Source organism: Verrucosispora sp. WMMD573 (assembly GCF_027497175.1).
In the GTDB taxonomy this organism is placed as follows: Bacteria; Actinomycetota; Actinomycetes; order Mycobacteriales; family Micromonosporaceae; genus Micromonospora.
On the sequence record NZ_CP114901.1, the window covers coordinates 3,454,850 to 3,467,643 of the forward strand.

10 protein-coding genes are annotated in these 12,794 nt (G+C 69.7%); 6 read left to right on the forward strand and 4 right to left on the reverse strand.

Annotation, left to right across the window (positions count from 1 at the left end):
• Positions 1-205 precede the first annotated feature (205 nt).
• Positions 206-445: an AbrB/MazE/SpoVT family DNA-binding domain-containing protein gene (locus tag O7601_RS15845; protein ID WP_281561905.1), complete on the forward strand. Its 240-nt coding sequence runs from the start codon at positions 206-208 to the stop codon at positions 443-445.
• On the forward strand, positions 435-890 hold the full coding sequence (locus tag O7601_RS15850; RefSeq protein ID WP_281561906.1) for a type II toxin-antitoxin system VapC family toxin: 456 nt from the start codon (positions 435-437) through the stop codon (positions 888-890). Before O7601_RS15845 ends, O7601_RS15850 begins: the two co-directional genes overlap by 11 nt.
• 5 nt (positions 891-895) lie before the next feature.
• On the opposite strand, the gene glgA is transcribed toward O7601_RS15850, so the two are convergent.
• Entirely contained in the window at positions 896-2,095 is a 1,200-nt protein-coding gene (gene glgA, locus O7601_RS15855) for a glycogen synthase (protein WP_281561907.1), read from the reverse strand.
• 95 nt (positions 2,096-2,190) lie between these two features.
• On the opposite strand from glgA, the gene glgC reads away from it, so the two are divergent.
• Together glgC and pgm are read left to right on the forward strand one after the other, a co-directional pair.
• Entirely contained in the window at positions 2,191-3,423 is a 1,233-nt protein-coding gene (glgC, locus tag O7601_RS15860; RefSeq protein ID WP_281561908.1) for a glucose-1-phosphate adenylyltransferase, read from the forward strand.
• A complete protein-coding gene (gene pgm, locus O7601_RS15865; protein ID WP_281561909.1) occupies positions 3,420-5,066 on the forward strand; it encodes a phosphoglucomutase (alpha-D-glucose-1,6-bisphosphate-dependent) in 1,647 nt (548 codons plus the stop codon). The genes glgC and pgm overlap by 4 nt, the downstream gene beginning before the upstream one ends.
• Before the next feature lie 132 nt (positions 5,067-5,198).
• Here pgm and O7601_RS15870 read toward each other — a convergent pair whose 3' ends face one another.
• From O7601_RS15870 to O7601_RS15880, 3 genes are all read right to left on the reverse strand, one after another.
• A complete protein-coding gene (locus O7601_RS15870; RefSeq protein ID WP_281561910.1) occupies positions 5,199-5,699 on the reverse strand; it encodes a hypothetical protein in 501 nt (166 codons plus the stop codon).
• A gap of 152 nt (positions 5,700-5,851) precedes the next feature.
• Positions 5,852-6,781 carry an NAD(+)/NADH kinase gene (locus O7601_RS15875; protein ID WP_281561911.1) on the reverse strand — a complete coding sequence of 310 codons (930 nt, stop codon included), beginning with the start codon at positions 6,779-6,781 and terminating at the stop codon, positions 5,852-5,854.
• Between the two features lie 94 nt (positions 6,782-6,875).
• Positions 6,876-9,992, reverse strand: coding sequence for a M14 family metallopeptidase (locus O7601_RS15880; RefSeq protein WP_281561912.1), 3,117 nt, complete (start codon positions 9,990-9,992; stop codon positions 6,876-6,878).
• A gap of 308 nt (positions 9,993-10,300) precedes the next feature.
• Between O7601_RS15880 and O7601_RS15885 the strand changes: the two genes are divergently transcribed.
• Positions 10,301-11,491: a glycosyltransferase gene (locus O7601_RS15885; RefSeq protein ID WP_281561913.1), complete on the forward strand. Its 1,191-nt coding sequence runs from the start codon at positions 10,301-10,303 to the stop codon at positions 11,489-11,491.
• Complete coding sequence (locus tag O7601_RS15890; protein ID WP_281561914.1) at positions 11,488-12,783, forward strand: hypothetical protein; 1,296 nt, start codon at positions 11,488-11,490, stop codon at positions 12,781-12,783. The genes O7601_RS15885 and O7601_RS15890 overlap by 4 nt, the downstream gene beginning before the upstream one ends.
• Positions 12,784-12,794: the final 11 nt, after the last annotated feature.

The following is a 12,794-nucleotide window of genomic DNA, read 5'->3' on the forward strand; positions in this document are numbered from 1 at the left end:
CGGCTGACCGCAGTTGCTCCGTCGTTGATCCACTGATCCCCGCACTTTCGGGGATGGTGCTGCCTCCGCGCCGATCGACGCAGCACCATCCCCGTAGTTGCTCGTCGCCACGGCACCCTGGGTCGGTCGTCTTGCGTCCGAAGTTCTGAGGGCGTATCCGGCTGCTGACACGTATCGTTCGTATTACGTGATACGCGGAGGCGCCATGAGGCTCAACAGCAAGGGGCAGGTCACCATCCCGGCTGCGCTGCGCGCCCGGTACGGCCTGCACGAGGGCGACGAGGTCGACGTGATCGAGGACGGCGGTGCGCTCCGGATCGTCCGGGTGAGCGGCGCGGAGAGTCGAGGGCAGCGCCTGGTGCGACACATGCGCGGGCGCGGTGGCACGAAGCAGACCGCCGGCATGTCCACCGACGACCTCATGGAGTTGCTGCGTGGGGACTGATCGACTCCGCGCCGTCGCCCACCGGCCCGTTGACTCGGCCACGACCCTTGTCGACACGAACGTGCTGCTCGACATCCTCACCGACGACGCCCGGTGGTCGAACTGGTCCAGCGAGTCACTGGCCGAGGCACGGGATAACGGGGCCCTGGTGATCAACCCCATTGTGTACGCCGAGGTGTCGGTCCGTTTCGAGCGCATCGAGGACCTCGACGAGGCGCTGCCGGCCGGTGACTTCCTTCGGGAGGAACTCCCGTATGCGGCCGGTTTCCTCGCGGGTAAGGCGTACGCGAGTTACCGCGCGCAGGGCGGCACCAAGAGGTCGCCGATAGCCGACTTCTACATCGGGGCCCACGCGGCCGTGTGCGGATACCGTCTGCTCACCCGCGACGGGGCCCGGTACCGGACGTACTTCCCGAAGCTAAAGTTGATCAGCCCGGCCGGTTGATCGCGCTACTTCAGCAGGGAGCGGTAGAGGTCTAGGGTGCGGGCGGCTACGGCGTCCCAGGAGAAGTGTTCGACAGCGCGGTGCCGGCCGGCCCGGCCGAGCGCGGCGGCGCGTTCGGGTGCGGCCAGCAGCTCGTTGAGGCGGGCCGCCAGGTCGGCCTCGAAGCGCGCCGGGTCGACGGGCGTGCCGTCGAGGCCGGCCTGGTCGAGCGGGACCAGTAGGCCGGTCTCGCCGTCGGCGACCACCTCGGGGATGCCGCCGGTGGCGGTGGCCACCACCGCCGTCTCGCAGGCCATCGCCTCCAGGTTGACGATGCCCATCGGCTCGTACACCGACGGGCAGACGAAGATGGTTGCGTGGGTGAGCACCTGGATCACCTCGGACTTGGGCAGCATCTCCGCCACCCAGATCACCCCCGTCCGGCTCGCCCGCAGCTCGGCGACCAGGCCCGCCACCTCGGCGGCGATCTCCGGGGTGTCCGGCGCGCCGGCCAGCAGCACCAGCTGGGTGTCCGCCGGCAGCTCGTGGGCGGCCCGCAGCAGGTGCGGCAGGCCCTTCTGCCGGGTGATCCGCCCGACGTAGACCACGCTGGGCAGGGCCGGGTCGATGCCGAGTCGCGCCAGCACATCCGTGCCCGGATCCGGGGCGTACTGCGCGGTGTCGATGCCGTTGTAGATCACGTGCACCCGGTCCGGATCCACCGACGGGTACGCGGCCAACACGTCCCGACGCATCCCCGCGCTGACCGCCACGATCGCGTCGGCCGACTCGTACGCCGTGCGCTCGCACCACGAGGAGAGCGCGTAGCCGCCGCCGAGCTGCTCGGCCTTCCACGGCCGCAGCGGCTCCAGGCTGTGCGCGGTCGCCACGTGCGGGACCCCGTAGAGCAGCTTCGCGGTGTGCCCGGCCAGGTTCGCGTACCAGGTGTGGCTGTGCACCACGTCGGCGCCGGCACACCCGGCGGCCATCTCCAGGTCCACTCCCATGGTCCGCAGCGCGGCGTTCGCGCCGGTCAGGGCCGCCGGTTCGGCGTACGCCCGAACCCCCGGCTCGGTACGCGACGCGCCGAAGCAGTGCACCCGCACGTCGGTGATCCGGCGCAGCTCCCGGGCCAGGTACTCGACGTGCACCCCGGCGCCGCCGTACACCTCCGGCGGGTACTCCCGGGTCAGCAGGTCCACGCGCAGCCGTGCGGAGTCGGTCATGCCCGGCACCCTAGTGCAGAATGCGGTGCCGCACCCGGCCGCGGAACTGTCCCGTACGAGTGGTGAACCGGCAGCGGTATGGATAGCGTCTGTTCATGGCTGCCAAGGTGCTCGCGATCGTCCTGGCCGGCGGAGAGGGCAAGCGCCTGATGCCGCTGACCACGGACCGGGCCAAGCCGGCCGTCCCGTTCGGCGGGATGTACCGCATGGTCGACTTCGTCCTCTCCAACCTGGCCAACGCCGGCTATCTGAAGATCGTCGTGTTGACCCAGTACAAGTCCCACTCCCTCGACCGACACATCACCAAGACCTGGCGGATGTCGACGCTGCTCGGCAACTACGTCACGCCGGTGCCCGCGCAGCAGCGTCGTGGCCCCTGGTGGTTCGCCGGCTCGGCCGACGCGATCTACCAGAGCTTCAACCTGATCTACGACGAGCAGCCCGACTACGTGATCGTCTTCGGCGCCGACCACATCTACCGGATGGACCCCCGGCAGATGGTGGAGGACCACATCGCCTCCGGCGCCGGGGTGACCGTCGCCGGCATCCGGCAGCCGCTGTCGACGGCCGACCAGTTCGGTGTCATCGAGGTCGGCGAGGACGGCCGACGGATCCGGGCCTTCCGGGAGAAGCCCACCGACGCCGTCGGCCTGCCCGACTCGCCCGACGAGATCTACGCCTCGATGGGCAACTACGTTTTCACCACCCGGGCGCTCATCGACGCGGTCGAACGCGACGCCGACGACAAGACCAGCAAGCACGACATGGGCGGCAGCATCATCCCGATGCTTGTCGAGCGCGGCGAGGCAAACGTCTACGACTTCCGCGACAACGAGGTGCCCGGCAGCACCGACCGGGACCGCGGCTACTGGCGCGACGTCGGGACGCTCGACTCGTTCTACGACGCCCACATGGACCTGATCAACGTCCACCCGGTGTTCAACCTCTACAACTTCGACTGGCCGATCTACACCGAGCAGCCGCCGTTCCCGCCGGCCAAGTTCGTGCACCAGTGGGGTGAGCGGGTCGGTCGGGCGGTCGCCTCGATGGTCTCGCCCGGGGCGGTGATCTCCGGTTCCCTGGTGGAGAACTCGATCGTCTCGCCCAAGGTCAAGGTGCACTCGTGGGCCCACGTGGACGGCTGCGTACTCATGGAAGGTGTCGAGATCGGCCGGCACGCGGTGGTCCGCCGGGCCATCCTCGACAAGAACGTCTACGTTCCCGAGGGTGCCGAGATCGGCGTGGACCTGGAACGGGACCGGCAGCGCTACACGGTCTCCGACAACGGCATCGTGGTCATCGGCAAAGGACAGAAGGTAGAACCGTGAGTAGTCATCCCCGTGCCGGCCAGCCCGCCGAGCCCGCCGACCTGGTCGACGTACCACGGCTGGTGACCGCCTACTACGCCGAGCATCCCGATCCAACCGACCCGGCGCAGCAGGTCTCCTTCGGCACCTCCGGGCACCGCGGGTCGAGCCTGCGTAACGCCTTCAACTCCGACCACATCCTCGCCGTCACCCAGGCGCTCTGCGACTACCGACGGGAGCAGGGCGTCGACGGCCCACTCTTCCTCGGTCGGGACACCCACGCGCTGTCCACGCCGGCCACCGTCGACGCCCTGGAGGTGCTCGCCGCCAACGAGGTCACCGTGCTGCTGGACAGCCGGGACGGCTTCACTCCCACCCCGGCGGTGTCGCACGCCATCCTCACCCACAACCGGGGACGCACCGCCGGCCTCGCCGACGGCATCGTGATCACCCCGTCGCACAATCCACCCGACGACGGCGGATTCAAGTACAACCCGACCCATGGCGGCCCCGCCGACTCCGACGTCACGAAATGGATCCAGGACCGCGCGAACGCCATCCTCGCCGCCGGGCTCAAGGAGGTGCGCCGCATCCCGTACGCGCGGGCCCGCGCCGCCGACACCACCGACACGTACGACTTCCTGGGCGCGTACGTCGACGACCTGCCGGCGGTGCTCGACCTCGACGCGATCCGCGCCGCCGGGGTCCGCATCGGCGCCGACCCGCTCGGCGGTGCCAGCGTCGACTACTGGGGCGAGATCGCCGACCGGCACCGGCTCGACCTGAGCGTGGTCAACCCGACCGTCGACCCGACCTGGCGGTTCATGACCCTCGACGGCGACGGCAAGATCCGGATGGACTGCTCGTCGCCGAACGCGATGGCCTCGCTGATCGCCAGGCGTACCGACTACCAGGTGGCCACCGGAAACGACGCCGACGCCGACCGGCACGGCGTCGTCACCCCCGACGCCGGGCTGATGAACCCCAACCACTACCTCGCCGTCGCCATCGCCCACCTGTTCCGCACCCGGGACCAGTGGGGGCCCGACGCGGCGGTCGGCAAGACCCTGGTCTCCTCGTCCATGATCGACCGGGTCGCCGCCGACCTCGGCCGCCCGCTGCTGGAGGTGCCGGTCGGCTTCAAGTGGTTCGTGCCCGGCCTGCTCGACGGCGCGGTCGGCTTCGGCGGCGAGGAGAGTGCCGGCGCGTCCTTCCTGCGCCGGGACGGCGGCACCTGGACCACCGACAAGGACGGCATCCTGCTCTGCCTGCTCGCCGCCGAGATCATCGGGGCGACCGGGCGCACGCCCAGCGAGCACTGGGCCGAGCTGGCCGACCGGTTCGGCGCTCCCGCGTACGCCCGCATCGATGCACCCGCCACCCGGGAGCAGAAGGCCGTGCTCGGCAAGCTCTCTCCGGAGCAGGTCAAGGCGACCGAGCTGGCCGGCGAACCGATCACCGCGACGCTGACCACGGCCCCCGGCAACGGTGCTCCGATCGGCGGCCTCAAGGTGACCACCGAGTCGGGCTGGTTCGCCGCCCGCCCGTCCGGCACCGAGGACGTCTACAAGATCTACGCCGAGTCCTTCCAGGGCCCCGACCACCTGACCCGGGTGCAGCAGGAAGCTCAGGCCCTGGTCACCGACGTGCTCGGCAGCGCCTGAGGTCGTCGTGGAAGCGCGGGCCAGCGACCGGCCCTCGCCGCCCGGTCGGCTACCACTCCGCCGGGTCGGGGCGGCGTCCAAGCCGCGGTGCCGGGTGTGGTGACCGTGGGTGACCACACCCGGCTAGCCCTGTCACAGGCTGTTGGGGCCGATCGACGTGGGGCGGAAGGTGTGCTCCCGACCGCAGTAGTCCGGCACGGTGCTGGGCCTGTCGAGCGATGTCCGGCAGACCTGGATCACCACGCGTTCGATGCCCACCGCCGAGACGTCGGAGCCGAGAACGAAGTCGAACCGCAGAGCTCCGTTGTCCACCCGCTGCGCTGCCCGGTCGATCGGACGTTCGCCCGCGTACGCGACGTAGCTGGCGATTGTGTATCGACGGTCGTCGCGGCAGGCGATCGGCTCGTTGGCGCTGGGCCGGTCCACGACGACGCCGGTCAGCCGCACGGCCTTGGTGGGCGCGGTGGAACGCCACTCCAGGACGCCTTCGGTGTAGCCGTAGGTGCAGTTGTCTCCGGAGGGGACGGAGAAGCGCTGGGAGATCGGGCTGGCGGCTGCGCTGCCGGCCATGACGGTGGTGGCGAGAAGCGCGGCGGCGAGGACGGTCGCCGCCCGCAGGAGTGCGCGGGTCATGTGCCTCCTTCCAGACTGATCCGGCGCGGTGGTGGGGTCGGGCGGGGGAGGGTCGCGACAAGGGGCCCGATCGGGACGGCCACCGACACCGGTTGCGGACGTAGTTAAGGCTATCGATTTATGCGGGGAAAGTCAGCCGCCGTGACGCCGGATCAGCGCGGAGGGGGCATCTCGCGGCGGCCGAGCTGACGGCGCAGGTTCTCGGGGAGCAGTTCGCGGAGCTGCTCCGGCAGCAGCGGCAGGTCGAGCAGGCTCAGCTTGAGCTGGCTGCGTTCCTGGTAGCGGCGCGGGTCGAGGCGGACCACCAGGCCCGCGTCGGTGCGGTAGCCGATGTCCACCGCGCCGGAGGTCGACCCGTCCCGGATGACCTGCCCGTCCACCTCGATCGCGACCGGCGCTGACCCGGGACGCAGTTCCAGCCGGACCCGTTCGTCGGAGGAGAGCACCACCGATCGCGAGATGCCGGACATCGGCGCGCTGGGGGTGATCACCACGGCGCGCGTCGCGGGGGAGATCAGCGGCCCGCCGGCGGCGTAACTGTAGGCGGTCGACCCACTGGGGGTGCTCACCACCAACGCGTCACAGCGGTAGTAGCCGTACTGCTGCCCGTTCACCGCCAGGGTCGCGCTGACGAAACCCTGCCCGGGTCGGCGGATCAGCGCGATGTCGTTGAACGCCACCACGTCGTCGCCGCACACGTCGCAGGCCAGACAGCTGTGCGACTCGACGGTGTACTCGCCGGCCAGCAGCCGATCCAGCGCCGCCGGCAGCTCCGGCGGCTCCACCTCCACCAGAAACCCCAGCTTGCCCAGGTGTACGCCGAGCACCGGCTTCGGATCCGGCACGGCCGCCCGCAGCGCACCGAGCATGGTGCCGTCCCCGCCGATGCTGACCAGCATGTCCGCCCCGGCCGCGAGCTGGTCCTCCGGTACCGGGCGGACGGACTCGGGCACCCGCTGCCGGTCCTGCTCGCGTACCGTCAGGGCCACCTCGTGCCGCGCGGCCCAGGCGGCGATGGTGTCCACCACCGGGGACACGTCCCGGGTGGGGTGCAGTACCAGCCCGAGCCGGATGCGGTCCATACCGACAGCTCATCACAGTCCGGACGCCCCACATGCCGGTACGCGGCAAGGCGCGCCGGCGGTGTCCCGACCGCCGGCGCGCCCTGGACCGCCGCTACCGGCGCGGTCGGCCCGTCAGCTGGGTCAGCGAGCGGGCGACCAACTCGTCACGGGCCGCCGGTGCCAATCCCTCCAGCCCGAAGCCCAGGTAGACGGTGTCCTTGGTGACCACCGCCGCGCCCTCCTCGAACGCCTGCTGGCTGCGCGACCAGTCGTTGGCAGCCGCCGGGGCGGACCCCTCCGGCGGACCGGCCACCGTCCAGCCACCGAGGTCCGTCTCGAACGACGTCTCGGCGACGGTGGCCCCATCCACCACGACCCGGGTGTCGTCGACGAACAGGCCGAGACCCTGGGTGGCCCAGTCGCTGGCGTAGCTGATGGAGACCTCCACCTGCCCGCCCGCGTACCCGGACAGGTCGGCCACGAACTCCTTCCAGCCGTTGGAGGTGCCGGTCGCTGCGTGCCACTGGCCGGTGCTGCCGGTCGGCGAACAGTCCGCGGCCTGGTAATGGGCGAGGAACGGGTGCAGTTGAGCCACCCAGCCGGAGGCGCAGCTGTCCCCGGTCTCCTGGGTGGTCAGGCCACCGGCGTCCGGCAGGGTGGTCCAGTTGTCGGTGCCGACCGCACGCGCCTCGACGAACATGAAGTCCCAGTTGGTCTCGATGTCGAACGAGGTATGGAAGCTCAGTTCGGCGCTGCTCGCCCCGGTCAGGTCCACCGTCCGGGTGAGCCGCTTGTACGACTCGTCGGACTGCCCGCTGAACAGGTACCACTCACCCGTACGCGGGTCGAACGGCGCCCCGCCCGGACGCCCCCAACCCACCGGTGCGGAGCTGGTGAACTGCGGGAACTGGGCCGGCGGCAGGAAGCTCGACGTGGTCAGGAACGACGCGGTGTGGTCCTGGTTGCCCGCCGAGCCGTCGGCGTTGAGCGCCCCGGCGAATCCGGCGAACGCTCCATCGTCGCCCCGGACCGGGTACGGCTGCCCGTCGGGCGAGGTGCCGCCGTCGCTGACGTAGTTGTAGGCCCCCAGCCAGTACTGCTGGAAGTCGTTAAGCAGCGGCAGGCAGTTCGGATCGTTCGCGTTCGTGCACTCCGGCGGGGCGTCCGGCAGGTAGCCGTACGAACCGTTGGCCGCCTGGGCGTACAGCGCGTACTTGCCACTGACCAGCAGCTTGCCGCCCTCGTTGAGGTAGTCCCGGACGGACAGCTCGATGTCCACCGCCGCCTTCGCCACCGTGCCCGGCACCTGACCCGGCTCCCGCAGGATGATGTCGTCGCCGGTTTCCCAGACCACCGCGTCGTAGTGCGACAGCACCCCCAGATGGTGCGGAGCGGCACGCCCCATCGCGTCGAAGTCGTACACGTCGCTGCTGCGCCCGGCCGCCTTCAGCGAGGCGGCGATCTCGTCGGCGTACTTCGCGGTGGTGGTGTCCTGGGCAGGGCTCACGCCGGTGACGTCCTCCACGGCCAGCACCAGCACGTCCCCACCGATGTCGTCGTGCACCCGGTAGGTGAAGCGTTCGCTGCTGATCTTGCCCCGACCCGGTCTGGTCGCGGTGAACCAGACCCGCACGTGGTCGCCGGGTCGGGCCCCGGTGACCTTGCCGCGCAGTTCGGCGTAGTAGTCGTTGTGGGTGTCGCCGTAGCGTTCACCGCCCCGCCACTCGCGGACCCGGGTGGACTTCGCCCGGCCCCCGTTGATCGACCAGTTCAGCTTGACGTTCTTCAGCGACCGCCGGGTGATCGCGGCGACCTGCTGGGTCCGGCCGTACGACACGTCGAAGGCGTCCACCACGAAGTCCGGGGTGCTGCGGCCGACCACCGAGACCGGATCGTCCGGATGGTGCGCCGACTTCGCCACCGACAGCGCGAACGGAAGGTTCTTGGCCACCTCGGCGGCGATCAGCTCCTCGTCGTCCGGGAAGGTGAAGACACTTACGCAATCCTCCGGCAGCCACTGGTCGTCCGGATCCGACTCGGCTGCCGCCTGGCAGGTGGACATCTCCGGGGTGAAGCCCAGCGTGCCGTAGCGCACCGTGGCGTGGCTGTCCGTGTCGCCGTTTGTGGTGTACAGCTCGGCGGAGATGTCCGGGTCGTAGCCGGGCACCGCGGGGTGGGCGTCGTCCCCGGCCATCGCCTCGTAGATCACGTCGTCCGGGGTTGGTGTGGCCACCTGCCAGCCGACGCCGTAGAGCAGCAACTGCGCGGCGGAGTGGTAGTTGACGAAGAACTCGAACTTGAGCCGCTTGAACAACGCGTCCAGCGCCTTCGTCTCCGGCTCCGAGTTGGGGCTCGGGCCCCGGTAGGTGTCGCTGGCCGGATCCGGCGAGGACCCCTCGTTGTCGTAGCCCCACTTGTAGCTGAAGTTACGGTTCAGGTCGACGCCGTCGGCCCCGGTGATCTGGCCGTCACCGTTGTTGTCACGCAGGTTCTTGCGCCACAGCCGGTTACCGGGCGTGAAGGTGTGGTCGTAGCCGTCCGGGTTGAGCACCGGGATGAACCACAGCTCGGTGGTGTCCACCAGCCGGGTGATCTCTCGATCGGAGCCGTAGCTGGTCAGCACGTGGTGCATCAACCGGCGGGTCATCTCCGGCGTGATCCACTCCCGGGCGTGCTGGGCGCCGCCGTAGAGCACCGCCGGCCGCTTGCCGTCCTTGATCTTCTTCGCGTTCCTGGTCACCTTGATCGCGAGGATCGGTTTACCCTGGGCCGAACGGCCGATGCTCTGCACCTTCGTCAGCGTCGGGTAACGGGCCGCAGTCGCGGTGATCTCGTCACGGATACCGCCGGGCTCGCTGTACGACCGGAAGGCCCGCCAACCCGCCACGGTCTGCTCCCGCAGCACCTGCGAGGCGTCCTTGCCGCGTACCTTCTTGACCTCGAGATCGACGCCCTTGCGGGCCAGCCGATCGGCCTGGCCCCGGCTGAGTACCGTCTCGATCTCCGTCTTGCCGGACCGATCGGGCGTCGAGCCGTGCCCGACGTCGACACCTGCCTCCCGCAACTGGTGCAGCTGCGCGGGATCGACCGTGCCGACATACACCTCCATGCCGTCTCGGCCGTCGCGGCCGCCCGGATCGGACGGTGGCCGTGCGCTCGCCGGTGCGGTCAGCACCAGCGCACCGACCAGAGTGAACACGCCGGCGATCGCCAGCCGTGTGCGCCTCATCCTGCCCCCTTCGTCAGAGCCTCAGGTGAGCCTTGTCGTTGCCCGTGATCCATGTCAATCCGTGCATCGGCCTCGGATACCCATGGAAACGAAATGTGCTGGAGTGGGAATCCATGAAGACGTTTCGCTATGGGTGAATTGGCCGCTAGTGATGATGTGCGGTGTTAGCTTGATTTGTCGTTTCCGACGCTGATTCGGTCCAGGGGAGGGTTCCGATGGGGAATGAGCCCGGCCAGGCTCTCGTCCGAGAGACGTCTGATCCAGCACCCGCGGGGCGGCGGGCGGCAGGGACGAGGCGGATCGCCCTGGTGACGCACGGTCTCCACCGCAACGGTGGAGTGGGAACGGTGGTCAACTGGCTGTACGAAGGGCTCACCGCGACCGGACGCTACACGGTGGACGTCCACGACCTGGCGACGTCCGCACGCGACACGTCGAGCCGACGGATCCTCGCTCCGAGGTCGTGGTCGCGCGCGAGCCTGCTCACCCGCTCCGGTGCCACCCCTCACGAACGGTACTGGGGCGCGAACGCCGTCGAGCTGGAGTTCATGCGTTACCGGCCGCGGAGCGAGTTGGCCGCAGCCCTGTCGGAATACGACTGCATCCAGGTCGTCTGCGGAACGCCCGCCTGGGCGGCGCCGGTGCTCGGTGCCGGCCCACCTGTGGTGGTGCAGATGGCGACGCTCGCTCGATGGGAACGGGGATCCCATCCACGCGCGCAGGGGTGGGGGTCTGCTGCCTGGCGGGCCGGGATGACGCGGCTCACCTCGCGGATCGAGCGATCCGTGCTGCGCTCGGCGGACGCGATCCTGGTGGAGAACCAGGCCATCTTCGACTGGCTCAAGACGCACGACCAGTCGCACGTCGTACTCGCGCCGCCCGGCATCGACACCTACCGCTTCACCCCGCCGTCCGGCGGCTGGCGTGCCGATGGCTACCTGCTTTCGGTCTGCCGCCTGGGAGACCCCCGGAAGGGGCTGGACCGGATGGTCCACGCCTACGCCGAGGCCCTGCGGACTCGCCCGGGCCTGCCGCAGCTCATCATGGCCGGCAAGGGCCGGCCGGAGCCGTCCGTGACTGCTCTGATCGGGCGACTCGGGCTTGACGGGCGGGTGGTGATACGTCCCGACGTGCCGGCCGAGCAACTGGTGGAGCTGTATCAAGGCGCCTCCGTCTTTCTACAGACCTCGTACGAGGAAGGGCTGGGCCTTTCCGCCGTGGAGGCGATGGCATGCGGACTTCCGGTCGTGCTCACCGCCACCCACGGCGCGCGGGAGTGCGTGGCCGACGGGCGAACCGGCTGGCTGGTCCCGTTGGAACCGGCGGGCGAGGTCGGCCGGTCGGTCGCGGCGCGTCTCCTCGACGTCCTCGACGGCTGCGGTGAGAGCATGGCGGTGGCGGCCAGGATTCGTTGTGAGCAACTCTTCTCGCGGCAGGTGGCGCTGCGGCGCTTCACCGACACATACGACCGGCTGATGTCCCGGGCGGGTGATCGGTGACGTCGGTGACCGCGGTCAGCGACCTCGACCGCCGCAGCACCACACCCGCTCATTCAGTCGTCGGCCCCCGGCGGGGAAGACGACGACAGATTCCCCGACTGACCTGGATTCTGCAGCTCTTTCCGGTGAGCATGGTGGTGCTGGCCCCGTACGCCGTACTGGTCATCCCGATGGCTGTGGTGCACGACAATCCGCAGATCGGCTTCATCGCCACGCTGCTGGCACTGGCGCTGGCCGGCACGGTGGCGGTGGAGTTGGCGTCGCTCGGGGGAGCCGGCCGGCGCGGTGAGTGGCAGCGCGGCATGGCCCGCTCCAACGCCGGCTATCCGCAACTCTTCAGGGTCGCCCGCCTGGTCGCGATGGTCAGCATCGTCGCGGACCTTGTCGGCGCCTCGTTCGGCCATGGAACAATCTTCACGCAGGTCTCGGGCGAGATCGCCGCGTCTCCTGCGGCGACCGTGAGCGCTCTCTTCTCGGGCTGGCGCTACCTCGCGTTCGCCCTGCTGCTGTCCAGCCTGCTCGGCGGTCGGGCCAGCCGGGTTGCCTGTCTGGGCTGGACGGGCGGCCTCGTCGGCACTCAGACGGTGCTGGTCATCATGACCGCACGGACCGCACCGATGATTGGCTACCTGTCCTTTGTCGTCGCGGTGGCGGCTATCTGCGGCGTACTCCGAACCCGTTTCGTGGTCGTCCTCATCCTGGCCCTGTTCCTCGCCTGGCCCACGATCTTCGCACTGCGCAACGAGGTCAGAGTCGAGGGTGGCGTGGCGGTCAATGAGGCGGTGAGTTCCGCCGACCGCCTCCGCTTCGACCTGCAGGTGACTCGCGCGAGCGGGTACGACGTGCCGGCCGACATCGACAAGCCAGACCTGTCGCAGATCGTCCGGTACGGCGTCGTGCCCAGGATCCTTGACCCGGGCCGGCCAACCCTGTCGACCGGCGTGCGGATCAATGAGTACCTCGGCGGCAGTTCCACGTCGGCCTACACCTTTCTCGGCCTCGGCACGATGTACTTCCTGGAGGGGCCTTGGGGAATCGTCCTGTTCTACGCCGCGTGGGCGCTCATCGGTGTCCTCCTGCTCCGGGCTGGTGGTGCACCCGGCCCGGTGCGGCTCGCCCTCTTCTGCTTCGCCACGGCTAGTCCGCTGATGTGGTTGAAGGTGTATCCGGAGAGCCTCATCGGGTTCATCCAGTTCTCTGTGGCCGCGCTGCCGGTTCTGCTGCTTCTGCACCTCACCCGGCAGCGGGGAGGGCCGCGGGCAGAGCGCCCTGCTCCTCGGCCCAGGACGTGACGGCGCTGGTA